This is a genomic window from Streptomyces sp. NPDC014864 (assembly GCF_043081525.1).
GTDB lineage: Bacteria > Actinomycetota > Actinomycetes > Streptomycetales > Streptomycetaceae > Streptomyces.
The window spans coordinates 14084-39264 of the sequence record NZ_JBIBWT010000019.1 but is presented as its reverse complement, the minus strand read 5'-3'; the positions used below and the strand labels follow the sequence as shown (position 1 = coordinate 39264).

Genomic DNA, 25181 nt, shown 5'->3' with positions numbered 1-25181 from the left:
GCGGCAACGGAATTCCGCGGCCGGCCCGATCCGGAGGAAAGGCCCTATCCGAGTTCGAGGGTGGTGACCCCGAAGATCCGTTCCCGGGCGTGCGGGCGGACCGGGCCCGTGTACATGCGGGCCGTCTCGAAGGACGGCGTGAGTCCCGCGTCCTCGGCCAGCGCGATACCGGCCCGGTTGGTCTCCGGCACGTCCACGGACACCTGGCGGCCCTCGACGCCGGCGGTCAGCGCGGCGAACAGGGCCCGTGCGTCCTCGGCGGTGTCGGCGAACAGGGGGCCGATCCGCAGGCCGTCGCGGGCGGGGCGCAGGACGCCGTAACCGGTGATCCCCGTGCCGGAGCCGCGGACGACGGCGCGGTGCCCGGGGGTGGTCAGCCAGTGGGCGAGGAACCGCGGGCGGGCGGCCGGGTGGCAGAGGGCGTCGTACGCGGTGACGGCCTCGAGGTCGGCGGGCCCGGCCGGCCGGACGTCCGAAGGCGCCGCGGTCCGGGATGCAGGGCCGCTGAACCGGACGGTCCGGTGGGCGAGTTCGAAGCCGGACCGGCGGTAGTTGTCCTGCTGGGCCACCACGCCGTCGAGGCCGATCGTGCGGGTCCCGGCGTGGGCCAGGGCGGTCTTCCAAGTGGCCAGTCCATGACCGCGGCCGCGCAGTTCGGGGCGGACGAGGTAGCAGCCGAGGAAGGCGTAGTCGGTGCCGTGGTGGACGACCGAGATCGCCGAGACGGGGTCGCCGTCGACGCGCCCGAGGAAGAAGCCGTCCGGATCCTGCGCGAAGAAGGCGGGGCCGTCCGAGAGCCCCGGGTTCCACCCCTCCTCGGCGGCCCACCCGCTGATCACCGGCCAGTCCTGGAGGGTGGCCCGGGTGACGACGAGGTCCTCGGGAGCCGGAGAGGCCATCGGTGCTCCATTCCGTGGGGCGGCTGCGACGCATGCATCCTCGCGGATCATGTGCGGCCGCGTCACGGCGACTTCGCGCCGGTTGCCGTCGGCCGGCCCGCCCCGGCCGGAGCCGCGGCCCGTCGGACCGCGGCAGCCGTGACGGCGCCGGCCCCACCGGTCACGGATCCGGTGGGGCCGGCTCGCCGCCGTGCTCACACGTCGGTCAGCGGCTCGCGCCGGGCCGGAAGCGCCGGTACAGGGCCGCCCCGCCGAGCACGAGCGCCGCGCCGGCGGCGACGGCGGGGAGCGTCTGGTCGGCGCCGGTGTGGGCCAGCGACCCCTCGGCCCGCGGAGCGGGCTGCGGCGCCTGGTGCACCGGGCGCGGCGCCGGCTCCGGCTTGGTGCGCGTCGGCGGCGTGGTGGTGGTCGGCGTGTTCGGGGTGGCCGGCGTGTTCGGGGTGTTCGGCGTGTTCGGGGTGTTCGGCGTGTTCGGGGTGGCCGGCGTGTTCGGCGTGTTCGGCGTGGCCGGCGTGATCGGCTGCGTCGGGTTGCCGGAGCCGTTCGTCGAACTGTTGCCGAAGACCGGGTTGGCGACTGCCACCGCGTTCGCCGAGTTGCCGGAGACGTTCACCGGCAGGTCCACGGGGAGTTGGACCCCGTTGCCGGAGACCACTCCGGGCGAGTCCTGGGTGGTGCTCTGCGCCTGCGCGCCCCCGGTCGAGGACGCCCCGGCGGACGCGTTGGCGCAGGTGTTACCGGCCGCGGGGTTCAACAGCCCCACCACGTTCACCGTGTTGCCGCAGACGTTCACCGGGACGTGCACGGGAAGCTGGATGGTGTTGCCGGAGATCAGGCCGGGCGAGCCGGCCGCGGTGCCGTCCGCCGCCGCGTCGGCATACACCGGACCCGCCACGGCCATCGCGCCGGAGGCGGCGGCGACGGCGATCACACCGTTTCGGGTAAGCCGTTTCATAGGTGTTCTGCCTTCCAGACATGGTCGCGGGCGCTCACCCGCACCGGGTAAAACGCTGGTGAACGATTCCGGTTATGGCTTGACCGCCTTTCACCCTTTTGGGGGGCATGGCGATCGAACGACGTACGAAAACCGCCCGGAGGGTGAAGACCCGCCCCGCCGGCGAGGGCCGGGACGGGCACACCGCCCCGCGCAGCCGCCCCGCTCCCCGGCCATCGGCACCGCCCGCCCGGACCGGTCGCCCGGACCGCCCGCCCGTGCCGCTCGCCGGAACCGGCCCCGGCGACGGTCGTCGACGTCGATCTCCGGGAGGCGCGGCCCAGGGGGCCCGCTTAAGGTGAGCAGGAGCGTGGATCCCGGTCCGCAGCGGAGCGTCCCTGGAGGCATCGATGCAGGCCAAGCTGTCGAGGCGAGCCACGGGCCGGCGCGGCGCGGGCGTGGGGCTCGTGGCACTGGCCCTGCTCGGGGCGGGACTTCCGGCGGCGGCCGCGGGCGACGGGCGGCCCGATCCGGCCCGGTTCTACCGGCAGCACGTGACATGGGGGGCGTGCGAGGCGGGTCTGCCGGAGGACCTGCAGTGCGGCAGGGTCACCGTCCCTCTCGACTACGCCCGGCCGCAGGGCGGCACCCTCGAGCTGGCCCTCGCCCGCTACCGCGCGACCGGGCCCTCGCGGGGCTCGGTGGTGTTGAACTTCGGCGGGCCCGGCGGCTCGGGCGTCACGGCCCTCGCGACGGACGGCAAGGAGTTCATGGACCTGACCAACGGCTACGACGTGGTCTCCTTCGACCCGCGGGGCGTGGGCCGGTCCTCCCCGGTCAGCTGCGGAGCGGGCGCCGATCCGGCCACGTCCGACGCGGAGGGCGCCCTGGACCTGCGCGATCCCCGGGCGACCCTGGAGCGTTGGCGGAAGGTCGCGGCCGCGTGCGCGCAGCACTCCGGCCCGGTCCTGCCCCACATAGGCACCGTGGACGCCGCGCGGGACCTGGACGTCATACGGCAGGCGCTCGGCGACAGGAAGCTGAACTACCTGGGTTTCTCCTACGGCAGCAGGCTCGGCGCGGTGTACGCGGCCGAGTACCCGGGCAAGGTGGGACGGCTGGCGCTGGACGGGGTGGACACCCTGACCGAGCCACTCGCCGAGCAGGGCAGGGTGGCCGCCGAGGGGCAGCAGACGGCGCTGGACGACTTCCTCGGCTGGTGCGTGCAGGACGTCGCCTGTCCCTTCGGGCAGGACCGGCGGCGGGCGGGCGGCCTGGTACTGCAGCTCGTCCGCTCGCTCGACGAGAACCCCGTGCTGACGGGTTCCGGCGGCCGGCTGTCCGGCCAGGAACTCGTCGCCGCGATCGGACAGGCGCTCTACAGCAGGCAGATGTGGCCGTCGCTGGAGCGGGCCGTGGCCTCGCTGATCGAGGACGGTGACACCCGCGCGATCGAGGCGTTCTCCCCCGGCGGTGTCGCCCTGCCGAGGGGGCGGCGGACGCAGCGGCACGACGGCGGACTGGCCGATCCGGCCGAGGTCCCGCTGGACAACCTCGCGGCCGCGATGATGGCGATCAACTGCGCCGACGACCCCGACCGGCCGAGTGCCGGGCAGATCACCGCGGACCTCGGCAGGCTGCGCGCCGAGTACCAGGAGGCCTCGCCGGTCTTCGGCACGTACCGGCTCACGGAACTGCTCATGTGCTTCGGCCGTCCCCGGGGCACCGACTACATCCGCGAGAAGGTGAAGGACGTCGACACCGCGAAGATGCTCCTGGTCGGCACGCGGGGCGACCCGGCCACGCCGTACCGCTGGACCGTGGAGACCGCGAAGCGGCTCGGCCCGTCGGCCGTGGTCCTCGACAACAAGGGCGACGGGCACACCGGATACGGGTCCTCCAAGTGCGTGCACCGCAAGGTGAACGACTTCCTGCTGTACGGCTCCCTGCCGCCCAGCGGCAGCTCCTGCCCGGCAAATCGGGCGACGGGGACGGGCGGGTGAGGCAGGGGGCGGGGGTCAGCCGGCGACGATCTCCGGCCGGTACAGGTCCAGCCAGAGGGCCAGGTCGAGGGTCTTCTCCAGGCCGCGTCGCGCCGCCTGGGTGCTCACCGGGGCGTCGTGGTGCGCGGCCCGGCGCACCCGCTCCCGGTCGACGAGGTCGAAGACCGGATGGCCGGGCCGGGCGAGCAGGTCCTTGACGTGGTCCTGGAGGGCGACCGCGTACTTGGGGTCCTGGGTGGACGGATAGGGGCTCTTGACCCTGTCGTACACGGACTTCGGCAGCAGGTCCGCCGTCGCCTCCCTTAGCAGGCTCTTCTCCCGGCCGTCGAACGACTTCAGGGACCAGGGGGCGTTGTAGACGTACTCGACCAGCCGGTGGTCGCAGAAGGGCACCCTGACCTCCAGGCCGACCGCCATGCTCATGCGGTCCTTGCGGTCCAGCAGGGCGCGTACGAAGCGGGTGAGGTGGAGGTGGCAGATCCGCCGCATCCGGTACTCGAAGTCGCTCTCGCCGTCCAGGCGGTCGATGCCGGACACGGCGGTGCGGTAGCCGTCGGCAATGTATCCGCCGAGGTCCAGGGCCCGGGTGAGGTCGGGACGCAGGACCTCGGTGTCCTCGCCGAAGTCCCGGGCGTACCGCACCAGCCAGGGGAAGGTGTCGGAGCGGCGGGCGTTCTCGTCGAAGAACTGCAGATAGCCGCCGAAGACCTCGTCGGCGGACTCGCCGGACAGGGCGACGGTGGAGTGGTCACGGACGCTGCGGAACAGCAGGTAGAGCGAGGCGTCCATGTCGCCGAAGCCCATCGGCACGTCGCGGGCCCGGATCACCTTCTCCCGGATCGCCGGGTCGGCGAGGGTGTGCGCGTCGAGCACGATGTCCTGGTGGTCGGTGTCCGACGCGCGCGCCACGTCGTGCACGAACGGCGCGTCCGGGGTGCCGCGCAGGTCGTCGGCGACGAAGTGGTCGGTCCGGCCCGCGAAGTCGACGGCGAAACTGCGCACCCGCTCGCCGTCCTCGGCGAGTTGCCGGGCGGCGAGGGCCGTCAGGGCGGAGGAGTCCAGGCCGCCGGAGAGCAGGGTGCAGCGCGGTACGTCGGCGACCAACTGGCGGCGCACGATGTCGTCCAGGAGGGAGCGGACGGTGGCGATCGTCGTGGCCCGGTCGTCGGGGTGGGGCCGGGTCTCCAGCCGCCAGTAGGCGCGGGTGCGCACACCCGTGCGGTCCACGGTGACGACGGTGCCGGGCTCGACCTCGCGCATCCCGTCCCACACGGCGTGGCCCGGCGTCTTGACGAAGGTGAACAGCTCGCGCAGGCCGTCCAGACGCACCCGGGGGCGGGCCAGCGGGTTGGCGAGGATCGCCTTGGGCTCGGAGCCGAAGAGGACGCCGTCGGGGGTGGGGTGGTAGTAGAAGGGCTTGATGCCCATGCGGTCGCGGACCATGACGAGCCGGTCGTGGCGGCCGTCCCAGACGGCGAAGGCGTACATGCCGTTGAGGCGTTCGGCGACGGCGTCGCCCCATGCGAGGTAGCCGTGCAGGACGACCTCGGTGTCGGAGTCGGTGCCGAAGCGGTGGCCGTGCGCGGTGAGTTCGCGGCGCAGTTCGGTGAAGTTGTAGCTCTCGCCCGAGTAGACGAGGGCGACCGTGCCGTCGGGGGTGCCCGCGGTCATCGGCTGGCGGCCGCCGGGCAGGTCGATCACGGCGAGCCTGCGGTGGCCGAGCGCGGCGGGTCCGTGGGTCCAGACGCCGCGGTCGTCGGGGCCGCGGCAGGCCATCGTCTCCGTCATCGCGTGCAGGGCCGCGGCCTCGGTGCGCAGGTCGCGGTCGTAGGAGACCCAGCCGGTGATGCCGCACATGTCCGACCTCCCGCCGTCCCGCTCGCCGGTGGGGCCGCTCACCTGCGTGGACACGGCGGGGGCCGGGGCCCGGCGAACCGGTTGTATCGAGCATCTGGACCATGAGCGTGGATCACCGGCGCGGGAGCGGTCAACGCGGAGGTAACCCGGCCGGGAGAGGCGACCCCGGCAGTTTCGGCCGCGTTTTGCCTCCGGGACAGACGGCGCGGGGCCGCGCACCGGGGCGGCCCGCGGGGATTTCGGCCATGGGTAAAGACTTCCTCAACCTCCCTGTGCCCGTGTGAGGTTGACGGCCTCCCGTCGGTACGGGAACCCGCCCGTCACGGGCACCGGGCCACCCCGCGCACCGGCCCCGCACGGCACCGCCCATAACACCGCACCACCCCGCGCGGCGAATCGAATTGCCCCGAATGCCTGATCCGCGAATCGGTCCTATGGTGCTGTCATGGAGCACGATCTGAGTCCCGCCACCCTCGCCCAGCTGCGGCGTCCGCGTCCCTACCCCGCGGTGTCGGTGCTCACGCCGACCCACCGCCGCGAGCCGGACAACACCCAGGATCCGGTCCGGCTGCGCAACGTCGTGGCCGAGGCCAAGAAGCAGCTGGAGGCCGACCCGGCGATCAGCCGGGAGCGGCGCACCGATGTCGTCCGGCAGCTCGACCAGGCCCTCTCCGAGGTGGACCTCGCCTTCGCCGAGGACGGGCTGGCGATCTTCGCCGCCCCGGGCGAGCACCAGGTGTGGTCGCTGGCCCGCACCGTGCCGGAGCGCGTGGTGCTCTCGGACACCTTCCTGACCCGCAACCTGGTCTCCGCGCAGAGCGCCGAGCGCCCGTTCTGGGTGCTGTCGGTCTCGGCCGACCGCGTGACGCTGTGGAGCGGCGGTTCCGGCCGGGTCACGGAGGAGCGCATCGGCGGCTTCCCGCTCACCAGGGATCTCGCCGAGAACTTCGACGCCGAGCGACAGGAGCAGATCGGCGACGCGCCGAGCACCTTCCGCGACCAGGACACCCGCCAGTTCCTGCGCGAGGCGGACGGCGCACTGGGCGCGCTCCTGCGCGAGCATCCGCGCCCGGTGTACGTGACCGGCGAGAAGGAGGCACTGACCGTCCTCGACGACGTCGGCAGCGTCGCGCGGGACGCGGTGCACGTTCCGCACGGGGGGCTGGCGCACGGCAACCGCGAGGCCGTGTGGCGGGTGATCCGGCCGGTCCAGGAGGCGGAGGCCCGGGAGAGCGCCGCGGCCGTGGCCCGGGAGCTGGAGAGCGCCCGCGGGCGCAAGGAGTACGCCGCGGGCGTCGACGAGATCTGGCAGAACGCCCGGGAGGGCCGCGTGGGGCTGCTGGCCGTCGAGGAGAACTTCCGCGTGCGGGTGCGCGACGACTTGGGCGACCATCTGGTGCCCGCCGACAGCGGCGACCCGAAGGCCCGCGAGGACATCGTGGACGAGATCGTCGAGCGGTGCCTGGAGACCGGGGCCGAGGTCCGCTTCATGCCGGACGGCACCCTGGGCGACGCGCAGGGGATCGCCGGAGTGCTGCGCTACTGAGGGCACCCGGGCGGCCGCCCGCGCCGAGGTCCTACGCTACGGCGGGACAGTCGGCGGACAGGGGAGTGCGCACGTGGGTGACCTGCTGGGCGTGGCGGTGCTGGGTGCCGGGCGGATGGGGGCCGATCACGTACGACGGCTGCACCGGGTGGTCAGCGGGGCCAGGGTGGCCGCCGTCGCCGACCCCGACACGGCCCGGGCCGAGGAGGCTCTGGGCGGCATCGAGGGGGCCTCGGCGCACACGGACGCTGTGGCCGCCCTGGACGCGCCCGGCGTCGAGGCCGTACTGATCGCGTCGCCGGGCCCCGCGCACGAGGAGGCGCTGCTCGCGGCCTTCGCGCGTGGGCTGCCGGTGCTGTGCGAGAAGCCGATGGTGCCGGACTCGGCGGGGGCCCTGCGCGTGGTGGAGGCGGAGGCGCGGCTCGGGCGGCGGCTGGCGCAGATCGGCTTCATGCGCCGCTACGACGCCGAGTACGGCCGCCTGAAGTCCCTGCTGGACGGCGGACGGCTGGGCCGGCCGCTGATGCTGCACTGCACGCACCGCAACGTGTCGTCGCCGGACCACTTCACCAGCGCCATGCTGATCAACAGCTCCGTCTCGCACGAGATCGACGCGGCCCGCTGGCTGCTCGGCCAGGAGCTGACCGCCGTGACCGTGCTGCGTCCCGCGCCGTCGGCGGGCGCGCCCGAGGGCCTGGCGGACCCGCAGTTCGTGTTGTTCGAGACCGAGCGCGGCGCGCTGGTGGACGTAGAGGTCTTCGTCAACTGCGGCTTCGGCTACCAGGTGCGCTGCGAGGCGGTCTGCGAGGCGGGGAGCGCCCGGATCGGCGAGGACCACGCCATGGTCGTCACCGCCCGGGGCGGCGCCGGCAAGGACGTACCGCAGGACTACCTGGTGCGGTTCGCCGACGCCTACGACCGCGAGGTGCGGGCCTGGGTCGACGCCACGCGGCGGGGGCGCGTCACCGGCCCGAGCGCGTGGGACGGCTACGCCGCGTCGGTCGTGGCCGAGGCGGGTGTCCGGGCGCTGGACGACGGACGGCGCGCGACGGTCGAACTCGCCCCGCGCCCCGGCCTGTACGCCGTGCCCGGCCACTGACCGCCGCCGGCGCGCCCGGCCCGGCACGACCGGCGCACCCTGGGGGGCCGCCGAGTCGTGCGCCGGAGCCCGCTCAGGGGCCGCGCTCGCGCCCCGAACCGCTCACACGGCACCGAACAGGGCGTTCAGCCCGCGGTCGACCTCGGCGGTCACGTCCTCCTCGCCGTCCGCGACCACGGCGTAGCTGCGCAGCAGGAAGCGGCGCAGCGCCGCCGTCTCGAACTGGAGCAGGGCCAGGCCGGACGTCGAGTGCAGCTCCAGTACCGTACGGCCGCCTCCGCAGGGCCACAGGTGCACGTCCCCGGCTCCGGCGGGCTGCCCGAGCCCCTCCGCCAGCAGGGCCCGGGAGAAGGTCCAGGAGACCGGGCCGCCGTCGAGACAGACCTCCGGCGGGAAGTCCAGGTGCACGGCCAGCGGGTCCGCGCAGGCGTAGCGCAGTGTGACGGGCACGGGGAGCGCCTGCTCGTCCGCGGTGATCAGGCGGGCGCGGGCGGGCTGTTCGAGCGTGACGTCCATGGTCGGTCTCCCCTGCGGGTCGGAGGTCGGCCGGCTGTGCCGTGTGCTGTTAGGAGTCCGCAGGAGCCGTTTGCATTACGCCTCCGCCCGACCCAATTGCTGTGACCTGCGTCACCCTCCCGGGCTCGGATGCCGCACTGCGAACCAGAAGGGAACACAGTGCCGTCGAACACCCGCCTGAACGCGCACCGGAAACCCCACACGACCCCTCAAATCACGTAGGCCGCCTACGACTTGACCGACGGGGCGGGTAGCGAAAAGGGGGCGGTCGATGAGGCCGGGGAGACTGTGGCATATGCCAGAAGCACCACCGTATCGGGTGTTGCCAAATCCCTTACGGGGCGTCGCGGGCTGTGCAACAGTCGTAACGGTCCCTCCCGCCGCCTTGGCCGACCCGTCCCTTCGGAGTGCGTCATGCCGTCCCACCTCTCCGCGGACCACCCACCCGCGCAGCCGCCCGGACGCGGCTCGGTCGACGCCCTCATATCGCAGGCGCGCCGCCTCAAGGGGGACGTGGACGCCGTGCGGCGGGACGCGCAGGACGACGGATCGGACCCGCGGGGCCGCTGGGAGCGCGCGCTGTGCGATCTGGCCCTGCATCAGCTCAACGATCTCGACGAGCACTTGGCCCAACTGCGGGACGGGCCGCTCCCGGTGGCCGCCTCCGCCGGGGCGGAGGCTCCGACCCCCGCCGCGCCGGGCAAACCGCCGCACGGTGAACCGCTCGGCCGGGTCGGCAGCGCCGAGTGGAACCTGCTGACGGACGAGGCCATCTGGTCCGGCGAGCTCTACCAGATCCTCGGCCGGGACCCCGCGACCCCGCCCCTCACCCTCGACGAACTGCCCTCCCTGGTGCTCGACGCGGACCGGCCCCGGCTCACCGTCATGGTCACGGACTGCCTGGTGGACGCCAAGCCCATCGACGGGGAGTTCCGAGTCGTGCGGCCCGACGGCGCGCTGCGCACCGTGCACATGATGGGCGAGCCGGTGCTCGGCGCCGACGGCGGCACCGACGCGATGTGGGCCGTGCTGCGCGACGTCAGCGAACTGCGCCGCAGCCAGCGGACGGAACGCGAGACCCGCGACTCGCTCCAGCACCACCGGCACCGCGCGCAGACCGAGCACCGGCTCGCGGTCGAGTTCCAGGAGGCCGTGCTGCCGCCGTGGCGCGGCTCCGCGCGGCCACCGCACCGGGGGCACCCCGGTGTGGATCTCGCGGCCCACTACCTCCCGGCGTCGACCAGCACACTGATCGGCGGCGACTGGTACGACGCGCTGGAGCTGTCCGACGGCGACACCCTGCTCAGCGTGGGCGACCTGACCGGGCACGGGCCGACCGTGACCTCGGGGATGGCGATGCTCCTCGGCGCCCTGCGGGGCATGGCCATGGCGGGCACCGGACCCGGCCGGCTCATGGCCCTGCTCAACCAGTTGCTGGACGCCACCGCGCAGCCCGCCCTGGGCAGTGCCGTCTGCTGCCGCTACCGGCCCGCCACCCGGACCCTGGTGTGGGCCCAGGCGGGCCACCCCGCCCCGCTGCTGTTCCGCGACGGGACGGGACGCGTGCTGGACGCACCGGACGGCGTGCTGCTCGGCGCCACCTCGTCGGCCGTGTACGGGCAGGCCGAGGAGACCCTGAAGGCGGGCGACCTGCTCCTGCTGCACACCGACGGCCTGGGGCCGCGGCGCGCCGGACCCGCCACCGTGCGGCGACTGCTCGGACTCGCCCCGAGACTCGGCGAGGCGCGCACCGCGCAGGACTGTGTACGGACCGTCGTGGAGGAGTTCGGCGAGAACGAGCGCGAGGACGACGCCTGCGTGCTCGCCGCCCGGATCGCCTGAGCCACGAACGGGCAGCAGGTGCTCCCGCTCGCGCGCCGCACGTCCGTACCCGTGCGCTGCCCTCCCGTACCCGGGCGCTACACCTGAGCGCCGCTGCCCTTGCCCTTCGCCCTGGGCAGCGCCTGCCGGATCTCCTCCCGCAGCTCGTGGATCTTCGGGTAGCCGGAGTACTGGGCGGTGAGCCGGTACATCTCGCGCAGCCGGTCCCAGGTGCGGTGGGAGGAGTTGGACCCCATCGACACCAGGGCCAGTCGCGCGTACCGGTCCGCCTGTTCCGGGTCGTCGGCGATGAAGCAGGCGGAGGCCATGGACAGGAAGTCGAAGATCTTCGACCGCTGCCGGCCGTCGTTGCGCAGGGCCAGGGCCTTGTCCGCGTAGTACTGGGCGTGCGCGGCCGCGGCGGGCTCGTGCTCGGCCAGCGTGCGGTAGGCGAGGGCCTGCATCCCCAGCAGGTCCTCCTCCTTGAAGGTCTGCATCCAGCTCGGCGGCGGCACGTCGCTCTTGTCGGAGACGAAGAGGTCCTCCGCCTGGCCGAGGGTGCGGCGCATGGCCTGGCCCTTGCCCATGGAGGCCTGTGCCCAGGCCTCGATGGTGTAGAGCATCGCCCGCGTGCGCGGAAGCACCTCGTCGCCCGAGCCGGACCGGGCGAGCTTCATCAGGTCCAGCGCGTCGTCCGGCCGGCCCAGGTGCACCATCTGGCGCGCGGCGCGGGAGAGCGCCTCGCCGGCCCGCGGCCGGTCGCCGCCCTCGCGCGCGGCATGGGCGGCGATGACGAAGTACTTCTGGGCCGTGGGCTCCAGGCCGACGTCGTGGGACATCCAGCCCGCGAGGACGGCCAGGTTGGCGGCGACGCCCCACAGGCGCCGCTGGAGGTGCGGTGGGTGACGGTAGGCGAGCATTCCGCCCACCTCGTTGAGCTGGCCCACCACGGCCTTGCGTTGCAGCCCGCCCCCGCGGGCCGCGTCCCAGGCCCGGAACACCTCGACCGAGCGTTCCAGTTCCTCGATCTCCTGCGACCCGATGGGGGCGGCCTCGTAGCGGTCGAACCCAGCGGGGTCGGCGTGCAGGGGATGGTCGAGTTTCGGGGCGTCTGCCGTGAGTGCCGGATCGGTGTGCAGCCAGTCGTGCATGGCGCTGCTGAGTGCGGATCCCGCGGCGAGCGCGGCGCCCGCGCCCACCAAGCCGCGTCGGTTGAGCATGAGGTCCATTCCCGTGAATTCGGTGAGGACCGCGGCGGTCCGCTCGGGCGCCCACGGCACTCCGTCGGGATGTTCCGCATTCCCGTCGCCCTGCCGTTTCCCCGCACGCCCGTGCCGTACCAGACCAAGGTCCTCGATGGTCACGACACGGCCGAGACGCTCGGTGAACAGAGCCGCCAGCACCCGCGGCACCGGATCGCGCGGGATCTCTCCCATGTCGATCCAACGCCGCACCCGGGAGGTGTCGGTCGCCAGCTGGGGGTGCCCCATGGCCGCCGCCTGCCGGTTGACCAGCCTCGCGAGTTCGCCCTTGGACCAGCCGGCCAGGCCGAACAGGTCCGCCAGGCGGGTGTTGGGTTGTCCGCTCACGTCAAGCCCCCAGGTACTCGGCTGAGTTGACAGTAGACCCGCCGAGAGTTGCCGGGCGACTATTCGCCACGGTTCGCCAGGGTGCGCCAGATGGTGTGCCACGGGGCGTCAGGTGTCAGGTAGGAACGCGCCACCCCGACCCGGTCGCCGAGGGACATTCCCCAGGGTGCACCCGGGCGTCCGGGCCGGGCCGCGCACCGAAGCAGCAGGCACACGAAGGGATCTGTCTCTCCCATGTACGCAGCATCGTCCTCCGTGTCCGCCCCGCCCCGGCCGCTGCGCGCCCGCCCGGGCGCCGGCGGCCCCTACATCGACCCCGCCCGGCCGGGGCCGGCCCCCGTACTCGGTGCGGGACGGCCGCGGCGCCCCGCGGGGCTCGGCACGCCACCGCTCAGCGGGAGACTCGACTTGTCCGGCCCCCAGGGCGCCCAGCTGCGCACCGCGATCGCCTCGGTGCACCGCATCTGCCCGGAGTTCTCTCCGGTGCAGGTGCTGCGCCGCAGCGGGCGGTCCGTGCTCCTGGTCGGCACGACCGGGCGCAGCACGGCCGTCGCCAAGTGCTTACTCGACCACTCCCCCGCCTGGGCCGAGCGCTACCGCCACGAGATAGCGGCATACCGCTCGTTCGTCCGGCAGCGCCCGCCGGTGCGGGTGCCCCGGTTGATCGCGGCGGACCCGGACAACTGCACGCTGGTGATCGAGCGGATGCCCGGCCGGGTGGCGGCGCTCCAGCGGCACCCGGCGGAGACCCCGCCGCGGGCGGACATCAGGGCGGCGCTCGGCGCGATCTGCCGGCTGAACGCGTGGCGCCCGCCGGCGGGCACGTTCGACGCCCCGCTGGACTACGCGGCGCGCATCTCCCGGTACCACGAGCTGGGGCTGCTCACCGACCGCGACATGGGCGACCTGCAGAAGCTGCTGCACGGCATCGCGCACGCGGCCGGCCGGCAGGGCATGGGCCAGTTCTGCCACGGCGACGCACTGCTCGCGAACATCCTGCTCTCACCGGCCGGTCCAGTGCTGGTGGACTGGGAGCACGCGGGCTGGTACCTGCCGGGCTACGACCTGGCGACGCTGTGGTCGGTCCTCGGCGACGCGCCGGTGGCGCGGCGGCAGATCAGCCAGCTCGCGCAGTCGGCGGGGCCCGCCGCGCGGGACGCCTTCCTGGTGAACCTGATGCTCGTGCTGACCCGTGAGATCCGCACGTACGAGACGGCCGTGCAGCGCTCGATGCACGACGCGGCCCCGGCGGCGCCGGGCCCGGCCCACCCGGGTGCCGCGCCGTCCGGCGAGGAACAGCGGCTGCTGCTGCGGCGGCTGCACGACGACTGCCAGCTGGCCCGGCGGGCCGTGCGCGCGGCGGTCGGCACTCGCTGACGGGGACGACGGTCCGCGGGGCGCCCGCCACGGGCGGCGCACCGCGGACCTTTGCCGTGTCCCGCTTTCGGCGGGGTCCCGGAGGGGGCCATTGGTGTACTCCACTGACGCCCCGCAGGCCCGCGGGGCGTCGCGGCGAAACTCGCCGGGACCCCGCTTGACATGGGAAATCGCCTTGCTGTGGGCATGATTGACGGATCGTCGGACAGCCGGTACCACTGACCCACGCCGGCCCCGCACGCCCCGCCACCCCCCGTGCCCCAGGAGGCTGCATTGCCAGGATCCGCCACCGACCCCAGACCCGTGCCGGGCCGCGGACGCGCGCGCAGAACCGCGGGCGCGGTAGCCTCCGCGGCCCTGCTGCTGCCGCTGCTGGGCGCCGCGCCCTCCGCCGGCGCCACCGGCCCCGGCGCGTCCGACGGCAGCAGGCTGCAACGGGCGTTCGACACCGCGGCCGCCGAGTACCACGTACCGCTCAGCGTGCTGCTGGGCGTCTCCTACCTCCAGTCCCGCTGGGACGCGCACGGCGGCGCCGCGAGCGTCACCGGCGGCTACGGCCCGATGCACCTGACGGACGCGCGCACCGCGCTCGGCCGGGTTCCGCACCACAGCGAGGGCTCCGAGGACGCGCGCGGCGACGCCGCCCGCACCGCCCTGCGCCCCGTCACGAAGGTGCCCGACGACTCCGTGCTGCCCGACCGCCTCAAGACTCTGACCAGGGCCGCGCGACTGACCGGGATCCCCGCCGAGCGGCTGCGCGGCGACGGGGCCGCGAACGTGGCGGGCGGCGCGGCACTGCTGGCCGCCACCCAGAAGGAGCTCGGCGAGCCGCTGAGTGAGGACCCCGCCGAGTGGTACGGGGCGGTGGCCCTGTTCTCCGGCGCGGACGACACCGCCACGGCGGCGGCGTACGCGAACGACGTGTACGCCGTCATCCGGTCCGGGGAGCGGCGCACCACGGACGCCGGACAGCTGATGGTCCTGGCCGCCCGGCCGGGGCTGGCCCCGGACGCGGCCCAGTTGGGGCTGACCGGCCTGCGACACGTCTCCGCGGCCGGCACGGAGTGCCCGTCCTCGGTGTCCTGCGAATGGGTGCCGGCCCCGTACGAGCAGTTCGGCAGCGACGACTACGGCAACCACGACCTGGGCGACCGGCCCGCGTCGCAGCGCATCCGGTACATCGTGGTGCACGACACGGAGGGGCGCTGGGACGGCGTCCTCAACCTGGTCCAGGACCCCACTTACGTGTCGTGGAACTACACGCTGCGCTCCACCGACGGGCACATCGCCCAGCATGTGAAGGCCAAGGACGTGGCATGGCACGCGGGCAACTGGTACGTCAACGCCGAGTCGATCGGCCTGGAGCACGAGGGTTTCCTCGCCTCCCCGGACGCCTGGTACACGGAGGCGATGTACCGTTCCTCGGCGCGGCTGGTGAAGTATCTCGCCGGGACGTACCGCATCCCGCTGGACCGGCAGCACATCCTCGGCCACGACACGGTGCCGGGCCCGACCACCTCGACCATCCCCGGCATGCACACCGACCCGGGCCCCTTCTGGGACTGGCGGCACTACTTCGAGCTGCTGGACCACCCCTTCGAGCCCACCGCGGGCAAGAACGGCGGGCTGGTGACGATCCGGCCGGACTACGCCGCCAACCAGCCGCAGTACACGGGCTGCTCCGGCTCCGGCACCCCGTGCCCGGCGCACGGCTCCAGCGAGGTGCGGCTGTACTCGCAGCCCGACACGGCCTCCCCGCTGATCAAGGACATCGGTCTGAGGCCGGACGGCAGCGCCTCGACGATCGACGTCAACGACACGGGCTCGCGGGCCGAGACGGGTCAGCAGTTCGCGGTCGCCGACCGTCAGGGCGACTGGACGGCGATCTGGTACCTGGGCCAGAAGGCCTGGTTCCAGAACCCGGGGAAGCGGCCGACGGCGGTCGACGCGGCCGGTGTCGTGGTGACGCCCAGGGCCGGGGTGGACAGCGTGCCGGTGTACGGACGGGCCTACCCGGAGGCGGCGGCCTACCCGGCGGGGGTGCCCGCGCAGTCCGTGTCACCGCTGCCGTACCAGCTGCTCGCCGGCCAGAAGTACGTGGTCGGCGACGAGGTGCCCGGCGAGTACTACTACTCGGTCACCTTCACCACGGACTCGCACCGGGTCGTCGTCGGCAAGGACCTGTACTACGAGATCCAGTTCGGTCACCGGGTGGCGTTCGTGCGGGCCGCGGACGTGCGGGTGACGCTGTCGGGGTCGTAGGAGGCGCGTGAACCGGGCGAGGGCCGGCCCCGCGGGGCCGGCCCTCGTCGTACCCGGTACCGCGGGGCCGGGTGTCAGCCCTGCTGGAAGAGCTCCGCGGGCAACGGCTTGAGCAAGGCGTACAGGTCGTCGGTGATCGGGCGGTCCCAGGCGGCAATGGTCACCAGGACGCCGTCGCTGCGGTCGAACTGCACGCAGGAGATCCGGCTTTCGGAGAGCTTCAGCCGGCGCACGATCATGAGGTTGTCGCCCTGCAGCACCGGCATGTCCTCGACGCCGGAGACGGTGACCTCCTCGTCGTTCTCCAGGGCGAGCAGCAGCTGGGCCACCTCGAAGGGGACCTCGCCGTCGGGAACCTCACGCGCCGGGGAGCCCTCGGGAAGGTTGCCGATGATCATCGCGGTCCCGCGGCCGCCGAACAGGTCGTAGCGCAGGAACACGCCCTGGCAGGTGCCGTCGGGCGCGGGCAGCAGCCCGGCTCCGAGGTTGCCGGGCCAGTCGCCCGGGTCCATGGCCAGGACGTCGAAGTCGGGCCCGGCGGGCGTGGCGCTGCGGCGACGGAGGAACGACATGCGGCCATGGTACGTGGCTCCGCCCGCGGCGCGACGTGCGGTGGGCCACCATCCGGAGGGGAATCCGCCCCGGGGCGGACCGGTCCGGCGGGCCCGCTGCCGTTCCTCCCGGCCGGCCCCTGTCAGGTGAGGTCGAACTCGCCCTCCCGGGCTCCCGACACGAACGCGCCCCACTCCGCGGGCGTGAAGATCAGGGAGGGACTCTCCGGCCGACCGCTGTTGCGCATCGCGATGAATCCCTCGACAAAGGCGATCTGGACATCCCCCCGCCCACGGCTGCTGGACTGCCACTCGGCGTTGCTGAGGTCCAGCTCCGGCTTGTCCCATCCCGCGAGGGGGTGCTGCTGGGTGATGGTCTCGGCCACGTCCGTGCTCCTCCCGACTCGTCGTCCGCGGCCAGCCTAGCGATCGTGTCCGACCGCCGACAGGCCACGTGAGGGCTGCCTTTCAGGAGTCGCGGCGGTCCGGCGCCCGCCGAGCGGAAAGACGGACCACCACCGGGCGCGGGAGGTGGCGGCGGAGGTCCGAGCGGCCGGGCCGGTGCTCAGCCGGCCAGGAAGGGCCCGACCGCCGCCAGGAACTCCCCGGGCCGCGTCGCGTGCACCAGGTGCCCCGCGTCGACGGTCACCGTCCGGGCGTCGGGGAGCAGGCCGGCCAGGGTGACGATCTGGTCCTGCGGGATCAGGCTGTCCGGGCCGCCCGCGACGAGCAGCACCGGCGCGGTGATCCGGGCCATGCCGTCCCACCAGGCGGGGTCGGGGGCGTTGCGCTGCTCGTCGGTGGCCCGCACCATCACCCAGTCGAACGGCAGGTCGCCGTCGGGGCGTTCGGCGAGCGGCCGGGGCGGATCGAGTGGCACGGGCGCGGGCACGTCCTCCAGGACGAGACGCCGTACGGCACCGGGCGTGTGCTGCGCGAGCAGGTAGGCGACCGCGCCGCCGAGCGAGTGGCCCACGACGTCGGCGCGCTCGATGCCGAGCACGGCGAGGAAGGCCCGGACGTCGTCGCGCAGGGTGGCGTACGCGTACACCTCGGGGCCCGCGCCTGGCGCGCTGCCCGGCCAGTCGCTGCGGCCGTGGCCGCGCAGGTCCGGGGCGTACACCCGGCGCGGCTCCGGCCCGGCGGCCAGCCGTTCGGCGACCGGCGCCCAGTCCGCGCCGTCGGCGCCGCGGCAGTGCAGCAGCAGGACGGGCGGGGCGTCCTCGGGCCCCCAGACGCGGTAGGCGATCGTGATGCCGTTGGCGACGACGGTGCGCGGCTCCATGTCCATGCCGGCACGCTAGCCGCGGGCACCGCGCGCACCGCGCCCGCTCTGCCGAGGGCAGAACGGCCGTGCCGCCGGTCGCGTGGCGAGAAAGTGGGGCTTCGGGGCTTGCCTGGGGCCGGGGCGGCTGGATAACTGATCCTCAGCACCTGACCGAATGATCGGTCGCCTGGATTGTCACATTCGGCGAGGGAGACTTCCGATGGCGGATGCCGCGAAGGAGCTGCTGGACGCGGGGGAACGGCTCGACGCGGAGGGACTGCGGGCACTTCAGCTGGAGCGGCTGCGGGCCTCGCTGCGGCACGCCTACGAGAACGTGCCGTTCTACCGGGAGTCCTTCGACAGGGCCGGGGTGCGCCCGGACGACTGCCGCTCGCTCGCCGACCTCGCCCGCTTCCCGTTCACCACCAAGGCGGACCTGCGCGACAACTACCCGTACGGCATGTTCGCCGTGCCCCGTGAGCGTGTCCGCCGCATCCACGCCTCCAGCGGCACCACCGGGCGCCCCACGGTCGTCGGCTACACCGACAACGACCTGTCCCTGTGGGCGGACATGGTGGCCCGCTCGATCCGCGCGGCGGGCGGCCGGCCCGGGGACATCGTGCACGTGGCGTACGGGTACGGCCTGTTCACCGGCGGGCTCGGCGCCCACTACGGCGCGGAGCGGCTGGGCTGCACGGTCGTCCCGGCCTCCGGGGGCATGACCGCCCGCCAGGTCCGGCTGATCCAGGACCTGCGGCCCGGGATCATCATGGTGACGCCGTCGTACATGCTCACGCTCCTCGACGAGTTCGAGCGGCAGGGCGTCGACCCGCGCGGCACCTCCCTGCGCGTCGGCGTCTTCGGCGCCGAACCCTGGACGGAGGAGATGCGGCGGGAGATCGAGGGGCGCTTCGCGATAGACGCGGTCGACATCTACGGCCTGTCGGAGGTGATCGGGCCGGGCGTCGCGCAGGAGTGCGTGGAGACCAAGGACGGCCTGCACATCTGGGAGGACCACTTCTTCCCGGAGGTGGTCGACCCGATCACCGGCGAGGTGCTTCCGGAGGGCGAGGAGGGGGAGCTGGTGTTCAGCTCGCTCACCAAGGAGGCCATGCCGGTCATCCGCTACCGCACGCGGGACCTCACGCGGCTGCTGCCCGGCACCGCCCGGGTCTTCCGCCGGATGGAGAAGATCACCGGCCGCAGCGACGACATGGTGATCCTGCGGGGGGTGAACCTCTTCCCCACCCAGATCGAGGAGATCGTGCTGCGCACGCCGGGCGTCGCGCCCCACTTCCAGCTGCGGCTGACCCGGGAGGACCGTCTGGACGCCCTGACGGTGCGCGCCGAGGCCCGCCCCGACGCCGGGCCCGAGGTGCGCGAGGCCGCGGCACGGACGATCGCGGCCGCCGTGAAGGACGGCGTCGGGGTGTCGGTCGCGGTGGAGGTCGTCGAACCGGAGTCCCTGGAGCGTTCGGTGGGCAAGATCCGGCGCATCGTGGATCTGCGGCCCTGACGCGGCCCGGCGGCGGGCCCTACCGCCCGCCGAACCGGTCCCTCAGCTCCCGCTTGAGGATCTTCCCGCTGGCGTTGCGCGGAAGTTCGTCGACGAACACCACCCGCTTGGGCGCCTTGAAGTGGGGCAGCCGGTCGCGGACGTGGGCGACGAGCCCGGCCTCGGTGACCTCGCCGCGCGGGACCACGAACGCGGTGACGGCCTCGATCCACCGGTCGTCGGGGAGGCCGACCACGGCCGCCTCGGCGACCTGGTCGTGCGTGTAAAGGGCGTCCTCGACCTGGCGGGAGGCCACCAGCACGCCACCGGAGTTGATGACGTCCTTCACCCGGTCCACGACCGTGTAGTACCCGTGCGGGTCGCGCACCGCGAGGTCCCCGGAGTGGAACCAGCCGTCGCGGAACGCCTCGGCGGTCTCCTCGGGCTTGTCCCAGTAGCCCTCGCACAACTGCGGGGAGCGGTACACGATCTCGCCGGGTGTGCCGTCGGGCACGTCCTTGCCGTCCTCGCCGACCACCCGGGCGTCCACGAACAGCACCGGCCGGCCGCAGGAGTCCAGCCGGCCCTGGTGCTCGTCGGGCCCCAGCACCATGGCCAGGGGGCCGATCTCGCTCTGCCCGAAGCAGTTGTAGAAGGCCAGGCCGGGCAGGCGGGCGCGGAGCCGCTCCAGGACCGGGACCGGCATGATCGACGCCCCGTAGTAGGCCTTGCGCAGGCCGCCGAGGTCGCGGGCGGGGAAGTCGGGGCGATTCGCCAGGCCGATCCACACCGTGGGCGGGGCGAACAGGCTGTCCGCGCGCCCCTCCTCGATCAGGTCGAACAGGCGGTCGCCGTCGGGGCCGTCGAGGACGACGTTCGTCGCGCCCACGGCCAGGTACGGCAGCAGGAACACGTGCATCTGCGCCGAGTGGTACAGCGGCAGTGCGTGCGCGGGCCGGTCCCCCGCGCTCAGGTCGAGGGCGGTGATGGCGCTCAGGTACTCGTGGACCAGCGCCCGGTGCGTCATCATCGCGCCCTTGGGCAGCGCCGTGGTGCCCGAGGTGTACAGCAGCTGCACCACGTCCTCGGCGCGCGGTTCGGGGCCGTCGTACGGCGGTGCGGTGCGCAGCCGGTTCAGCAGCGCGTCGCCGGCGTCGCGCAGCGGCAGCGTCGGCACGCCGCCGGGCAGCCGGCCGGCGAGATCCGGGTCGGCCAGGACGAGCGCGGCGCCGGACTGGCCGACGATGTAGGCGAGGTCGTCGCCGGTGAGGTTCTGGTTGACCGGCACGTGGACCAGGCCCGCCCGGGCGCAGGCGAGGAAGGCGATGAGGTAGGCGTCCGAGTTGTGCCCGAAGGCGCCGACCCGGTCGCCGGGTGCGAGTCCCTGGTCCCGCAGGACGCGCGCGGCGCGCGAGACGGCGTCGTCGAGCTCCTCGTACGTCCAGGCGCGCTCGCCGTACTCGACGGCCACGCGAGCCGGTGTGCGCCGGGCGCTGCGGCGCAGCACCCCGTCGACGGTGCTGCCGTGTCCTGGCGTCATGCCACGCGATCCTCGACGGCCCACGCGACGAGGTCAAGGGGGGCACGGCCCCGGACGCGCGGGACGAGGGCGGCCCCGGACGCGCGGGGCGAGGACGGCCCCGGACGCGCGGGTGAGGGCGGTCCCGGACGCGCCGGGCGGGTGCGGTCCTTCCGGTACGGGTGGACGAAGTCGACGGTTCGTGGGGTCGGCGGCCGGCCGGACGGGTGGGCGCGGTGGTCGGGAAACGCGCGCACGCCCCGTTGACACGGACCACGTCTGACACGAAAGTTTCATCCCGCAGGGCACGTCACGAAAGATACTTTCAGGCGGTGCGACGGGAGGCCTCCGGATGACCGACGGCACGGCGGGCAGCGGTGACAGGGGCGGACTCACCCGCCGTCACGTGGGGCGTCTTTCCATCGCGTTGGGTGGCGCGCTGGCCCTGGCGCCGCTGCCGGCGGGTCCGGCCGACGCGGCGCCCGGCACGGCGTCGAAGGCCGCGACGGGCGGACGTCCCACGCTGCGGCACGGCTCGCCCGAGCGCGCCGGGCTGCTCGCCGCCTCCCTGCGTCAACTGGTCACCGACGCCGAGGCGTTCCTCGGCCCCTACCCCAAGCACCCGTGGTACGCGGGCGCCGTGCTGCTCGCGGGGCGCGGCGGCACGGTGGCGCTGCACGAGCCGATCGGCATGGCGGTGCGCTACTCGGCGTACGACGAGACGACCGACACCGGGGTCGAGTTCCCCGCCGACCGGCAGCTCCCCATGACCCGGGACACCGTGTTCGACCTGGCCTCCCTCTCCAAGCTGTTCACCTCGATCCTGGCGGTGCAGCAGATCGAGCGGGGCGCACTGGAGCTGGAGGGCAGGGTCGCCTCGTACCTGCCCGACTTCGGCCACGCGGGCAAGCAGGACGTGACAGTCCGCCAACTTCTCACCCACACCTCGGGATTCCGCGCCTGGCTGCCGCTGTACAAGGCGCCGACGTACGAGGAGAGGGTGCGGCTCGTCCTCGACGAGGCTCCGCTCAACCCACCCGGCACCGCGTACCTCTACTCGGACCTGAACCTGATCTCCCTGCAACTGGTGCTGGAGAGGATCACCGGCCGGGCGCTGGACACACTGCTGCACGAGGAGGTCACCGGGCCGCTCGGGCTCGACAGCACGCGGTACAACCCGCCCGCGTCCTGGAGACCGGTGATCGCGGCCACGGAGGACGCCCGTACGCCGTGGTCGGGACTGGACCGGGGCCTCGTGTGGGGCGAGGTCCACGACGAGAACGCGTTCTCCCTGGGCGGTGTCGCCGGGCACGCGGGGGTGTTCTCCTGCGCGTGGGACCTCGCGGTGCTGGGCCGCACGCTGCTCAACGGCGGCTCCTACGGACGGGCGCGCGTCCTGCGGCCGGAGTCGGTGGAGCTGATGTTCACCGACTTCAACACCGCCTTCCCCGGCGACGAGCACGGCCTCGGCTTCGAGCTCTACCAGCACTGGTACATGGGCGCGATGGCCACGCCGCACACTGCGGGGCACACCGGGTTCACCGGCACCTCGCTGGTGCTCGACCCGACGACCGACTCGTTCCTGATCGTGCTCGGCAACTCGGTTCATCCGGTGCGTGCTTGGCGCTCGGGGTCCGCTCCCCGGGTCGCCGCCGGCAACAACCTGGCGCGCGCCGTCCCGGTCCATCCGGTGCGGGGCCGTACCGCCTGGTTCTCCGGGATGGCGAACGCCACGAACGCGACGCTCGCGTTACCCTCGCTCGACACCTCCGCCGGCGACGCGCGGCTGCGCTGCGCCCTGTGGTGGGACACCGAGCCCGTCTCGGACGTCCTGGCACTGGAGTGCACGACGGACGGCGGCACCACCTGGCAGCCGGTCCCCTTCACGACCGTGCGCCCCGGCGAGGAGCCCGAGGAGCATCCCGCGGGCACCGCCACAGGCTGGTCCGGCCGCGCCTGGCACCGCCTGACGGCCGCCCTCCCCGCCGACCGCCGCCTGGTCCTGCGCTGGCGCTGCACGACCGACCGCCTGTACGTGGGCCGCGGCGCCTATGTCGACGCCCTGCGCGTCGAAGCGGGCGGCGGCGTCCTCTTCGACGACTCCCGCCCGAGGGATGCCGCCCTCGTCGAGGCGACGGGCTGGGCGGCCTCCGGGGACTAGGCGGCCCGGGACCACGTCCGGCGTCTCCCTCATGAAGGGTCACACCCGGTCAGCTTCTTGCAATTTCCACTGGCGCACGCCTTTTGGAGGGTCACTCAGGCACCAATATCGACGCTATTCCACTCTCTTTCTTTCGAATTCTTTCGAAAAGAGATCCGGTGGGCAGCAGCGGCAACAAAAGCTCACGATCAGGGTTCCATCCGCTCAGCGGGGCGATAATGTGAAGCCTCAACCGGAGTGGGGACTCCGGGATCTGGGATCGGACATGGCCGCCTTTCACCGGGGCTTTTCCATGCCCGATTCATGCTCAGCCGCGGTCGCCCGGCATCCGGTACAGGGACCGGTGACCGCATCGGGGGGTGGGGGAACAGTGCAGTCGAACATCGGGGTGAACACCCGGGCGGCCGACCTTCGTGCCGCGCTCCGCGTGGCGGATCTGCTGGCCGGGGGCCCCGCCGCGCGCGCCGCGGGAGCCGTGGGGGAAGACGGCACGGGCGACGGCGCCCCGCCCCCGCCGCCCGACCTGCGGGGGGTGCGGGAGATGGTCGCCGACGCCGACTCCTCACGCGCGGACAACGCCCTGCAGGGCGGCTGGCACGACGTGCTCGCCCAGGAGCGCGCCCGCCTCTCGCGCGCCGGGCTGGGCTGGCTGCTCACCCGCCTCGCCGCCGGGACGTTCCCGGCCCTGGACGTGCTGGAGATCGGCTGCGAACGCCTGCGGCTGAGCCGGCTGTCCTACGACGGGACCGGCACCGGTCCCGAGGTGCATCGGCTCGCCGAGTCCTCGTGGGCGGAGCTGGCGCCCGCCGCGTCGGGACTCCCCCACGACCGGCCGCGCCGGCTGTTCCTGCTCGCGGGCGGCGCGGAGACGGACCCCGTGGCGCCCGCCGTCACGGCACCGCTGCGCGCGGCCCTGGACACCTTCCTGCGCGTCAGCCCCCGCGACGGCAGACCACTGGCGGTGGTGGTGCGGGCCTCCGGCTGGGGACCCGTCGAACAGGCCGCCGAGGAGGCGCGCAGGGACACGGGTGCGCTGCTGTGCCTGCGCCTGTCCGCGCACTGGCCGCCGTCCCCGGACGACCTGGCCGCCGAGGTGCCGCTGCGCCGCACGGTGTGGCTGGCGGCCGCCCAGGTCGACGGCGGCTCGGGCACGGTCCGACTGGTGCGCCGGCCGCTCTTCCCGGCCGGCAGCCGCGCGGACGACCTCGGCGCCGCGGCGCCCGTCGTCCGCGTGCCGGTCACGGCGCCGCCGCACGGGGCGACCACCGGCGAGAGCGTCGCCGCCGTCGTCGCCGCAGGACTCGACGAGCCGGCCTCCCGCTGGCGTTCCCTGCGGCTCGACCGGCTCGAACTGCCGCCCGGCTCCCGCACGGTCCTGCGCTATGCCCTGCGCGGGCGCAACCGCGTCGAACTGCGCTACGACGGCCACCACGAGCCGGACGCGTTCCCGTGGAGCGCGCTGGCCTCGGGAACCCCCCGGCAGCTCTCCCGGCCGCGGCCCGTCGACCTGGTGGTCGCGGTGGAGCTCGCCGGACCGCGAGGCGACGGGGGCACCGCGGTGGACGAGCGCCTGCAGGAGGCGGCGGCCGTGGTCACCGCCGTCGAGGACGCGGTGGGCGGCGAGGACGTCCTGCGGGTCGGCCTGATCGGCTACCGGGACCACGCCCCGCTCGACCGGCCCGGCGACCACGACCCGGTCGTGCACCGGACGGAGATGTCGGCGGCGCCGGACGCCGGACGCACCCTCGGCACCTGGCGCCCCCACCCCCTGCGGCACGACTTCGCCACCGGTCTCGAACACGTCCCCCGGGAGCTGTCCGCCTGGCGCCACCTGTGGCGGCCGGGCAGCCACCGGGTGCTCCTGGTGGTCGGATCCCGCCCCCCGTATCCGCGCACCCGCCCGCCCCGCGTACTGCGGCGCGGCGCGGCCGTACGGATCTGCCCCGACCGTCTGGAATGGCGGGAGGAACTGCACGCGGCCCGCCATTACGAGGGCGTCGTGTGCGTGGCGGTGGTGGACGAACCGGCCTGGATGGACGACCTGCAGCGCGAGCCCCATCTGGCGCACTGGGCGGAGGGCGCGTGGGACGCGTTCGGCGCCGAGGGCCGCTTCAGCGCCGGCCACGATCCCCGCCTGATCGCCTCGGCCGTCGCCGCGCCTGCGCTGTGCCTGCCCGCGGACGGCGCGCCCATCCGGCTGGTCGTGGCCGACGGCCCGGCCGGGGAGTGGCGGCACGCCGCGGCCGGCTGACGAACGACACGAGAAACCCGAGGTCCGCGCGGCA

18 protein-coding genes are annotated in these 25181 nt (G+C 73.9%); 9 read left to right on the top strand and 9 right to left on the bottom strand.

The window, feature by feature from the left end:
* Nucleotides 1-44 precede the first annotated feature (44 nt).
* Entirely contained in the window at nt 45-899 is an 855-nt protein-coding gene (locus ACF1A5_RS28175; protein ID WP_392195678.1) for a GNAT family N-acetyltransferase, read from the bottom strand.
* A 205-nt stretch (nt 900-1104) separates the two neighbouring features.
* Nucleotides 1105-1854 carry a chaplin gene (locus ACF1A5_RS28170; RefSeq protein ID WP_392195677.1) on the bottom strand — a complete coding sequence of 250 codons (750 nt, stop codon included), beginning with the start codon at nt 1852-1854 and terminating at the stop codon, nt 1105-1107.
* A 389-nt stretch (nt 1855-2243) separates the two neighbouring features.
* Here ACF1A5_RS28170 and ACF1A5_RS28165 point away from each other — a divergent pair, with 389 nt between their 5' ends.
* Nucleotides 2244-3836 carry an alpha/beta hydrolase gene (locus ACF1A5_RS28165; protein ID WP_392195676.1) on the top strand — a complete coding sequence of 531 codons (1593 nt, stop codon included), beginning with the start codon at nt 2244-2246 and terminating at the stop codon, nt 3834-3836.
* 15 nt (nt 3837-3851) lie between these two features.
* Here ACF1A5_RS28165 and asnB read toward each other — a convergent pair whose 3' ends face one another.
* On the bottom strand, nt 3852-5693 hold the full coding sequence (gene asnB, locus ACF1A5_RS28160) for an asparagine synthase (glutamine-hydrolyzing) (RefSeq protein ID WP_392195675.1): 1842 nt from the start codon (nt 5691-5693) through the stop codon (nt 3852-3854).
* 445 nt (nt 5694-6138) lie between these two features.
* Here asnB and ACF1A5_RS28155 point away from each other — a divergent pair, with 445 nt between their 5' ends.
* Together ACF1A5_RS28155 and ACF1A5_RS28150 are read left to right on the top strand one after the other, a co-directional pair.
* Entirely contained in the window at nt 6139-7239 is a 1101-nt protein-coding gene (locus ACF1A5_RS28155) for a chemotaxis protein (protein WP_392195674.1), read from the top strand.
* Nucleotides 7240-7312: 73 nt separating this feature from the next.
* A complete protein-coding gene (locus ACF1A5_RS28150) occupies nt 7313-8338 on the top strand; it encodes a Gfo/Idh/MocA family protein (protein ID WP_392195673.1) in 1026 nt (341 codons plus the stop codon).
* A gap of 102 nt (nt 8339-8440) precedes the next feature.
* Here the strand turns inward: ACF1A5_RS28150 and ACF1A5_RS28145 are convergent, their stop codons facing one another.
* A complete protein-coding gene (locus tag ACF1A5_RS28145; protein WP_392195672.1) occupies nt 8441-8854 on the bottom strand; it encodes an SsgA family sporulation/cell division regulator in 414 nt (137 codons plus the stop codon).
* 414 nt (nt 8855-9268) lie between these two features.
* Between ACF1A5_RS28145 and ACF1A5_RS28140 the strand changes: the two genes are divergently transcribed.
* Nucleotides 9269-10696: a PP2C family protein-serine/threonine phosphatase gene (locus ACF1A5_RS28140; RefSeq protein ID WP_392195671.1), complete on the top strand. Its 1428-nt coding sequence runs from the start codon at nt 9269-9271 to the stop codon at nt 10694-10696.
* A gap of 77 nt (nt 10697-10773) precedes the next feature.
* On the opposite strand, the gene ACF1A5_RS28135 is transcribed toward ACF1A5_RS28140, so the two are convergent.
* Complete coding sequence (locus tag ACF1A5_RS28135; RefSeq protein WP_392195670.1) at nt 10774-12264, bottom strand: hypothetical protein; 1491 nt, start codon at nt 12262-12264, stop codon at nt 10774-10776.
* Between the two features lie 234 nt (nt 12265-12498).
* Between ACF1A5_RS28135 and ACF1A5_RS28130 the strand changes: the two genes are divergently transcribed.
* Together ACF1A5_RS28130 and ACF1A5_RS28125 are read left to right on the top strand one after the other, a co-directional pair.
* A complete protein-coding gene (locus ACF1A5_RS28130) occupies nt 12499-13641 on the top strand; it encodes an aminoglycoside phosphotransferase family protein (RefSeq protein WP_392195669.1) in 1143 nt (380 codons plus the stop codon).
* 273 nt (nt 13642-13914) lie between these two features.
* Nucleotides 13915-15903 (top strand): N-acetylmuramoyl-L-alanine amidase, encoded by a 1989-nt coding sequence (locus ACF1A5_RS28125; RefSeq protein WP_392195668.1) that lies wholly within the window; start codon nt 13915-13917, stop codon nt 15901-15903.
* A gap of 74 nt (nt 15904-15977) precedes the next feature.
* On the opposite strand, the gene ACF1A5_RS28120 is transcribed toward ACF1A5_RS28125, so the two are convergent.
* The 3 genes from ACF1A5_RS28120 to ACF1A5_RS28110 all read right to left on the bottom strand — a co-directional run bounded on the left by ACF1A5_RS28120 (nt 15978) and on the right by ACF1A5_RS28110 (nt 17745).
* Nucleotides 15978-16475 (bottom strand): hypothetical protein, encoded by a 498-nt coding sequence (locus tag ACF1A5_RS28120; RefSeq protein ID WP_392195667.1) that lies wholly within the window; start codon nt 16473-16475, stop codon nt 15978-15980.
* 122 nt (nt 16476-16597) lie between these two features.
* Complete coding sequence (locus ACF1A5_RS28115) at nt 16598-16840, bottom strand: DUF397 domain-containing protein (RefSeq protein WP_392195666.1); 243 nt, start codon at nt 16838-16840, stop codon at nt 16598-16600.
* A gap of 179 nt (nt 16841-17019) precedes the next feature.
* Nucleotides 17020-17745 carry an alpha/beta fold hydrolase gene (locus ACF1A5_RS28110; protein ID WP_392195665.1) on the bottom strand — a complete coding sequence of 242 codons (726 nt, stop codon included), beginning with the start codon at nt 17743-17745 and terminating at the stop codon, nt 17020-17022.
* Nucleotides 17746-17941: 196 nt separating this feature from the next.
* Here ACF1A5_RS28110 and paaK point away from each other — a divergent pair, with 196 nt between their 5' ends.
* Nucleotides 17942-19237 (top strand): phenylacetate--CoA ligase PaaK, encoded by a 1296-nt coding sequence (gene paaK, locus ACF1A5_RS28105; RefSeq protein ID WP_392195664.1) that lies wholly within the window; start codon nt 17942-17944, stop codon nt 19235-19237.
* 19 nt (nt 19238-19256) lie between these two features.
* Here paaK and ACF1A5_RS28100 read toward each other — a convergent pair whose 3' ends face one another.
* On the bottom strand, nt 19257-20756 hold the full coding sequence (locus ACF1A5_RS28100) for an acyl-CoA synthetase (protein WP_392195663.1): 1500 nt from the start codon (nt 20754-20756) through the stop codon (nt 19257-19259).
* A gap of 331 nt (nt 20757-21087) precedes the next feature.
* Here ACF1A5_RS28100 and ACF1A5_RS28095 point away from each other — a divergent pair, with 331 nt between their 5' ends.
* Complete coding sequence (locus tag ACF1A5_RS28095; protein ID WP_392195662.1) at nt 21088-22896, top strand: serine hydrolase; 1809 nt, start codon at nt 21088-21090, stop codon at nt 22894-22896.
* Nucleotides 22897-23266: 370 nt separating this feature from the next.
* A complete protein-coding gene (locus ACF1A5_RS28090; RefSeq protein WP_392195661.1) occupies nt 23267-25147 on the top strand; it encodes a hypothetical protein in 1881 nt (626 codons plus the stop codon).
* Nucleotides 25148-25181 lie beyond the last annotated feature (34 nt).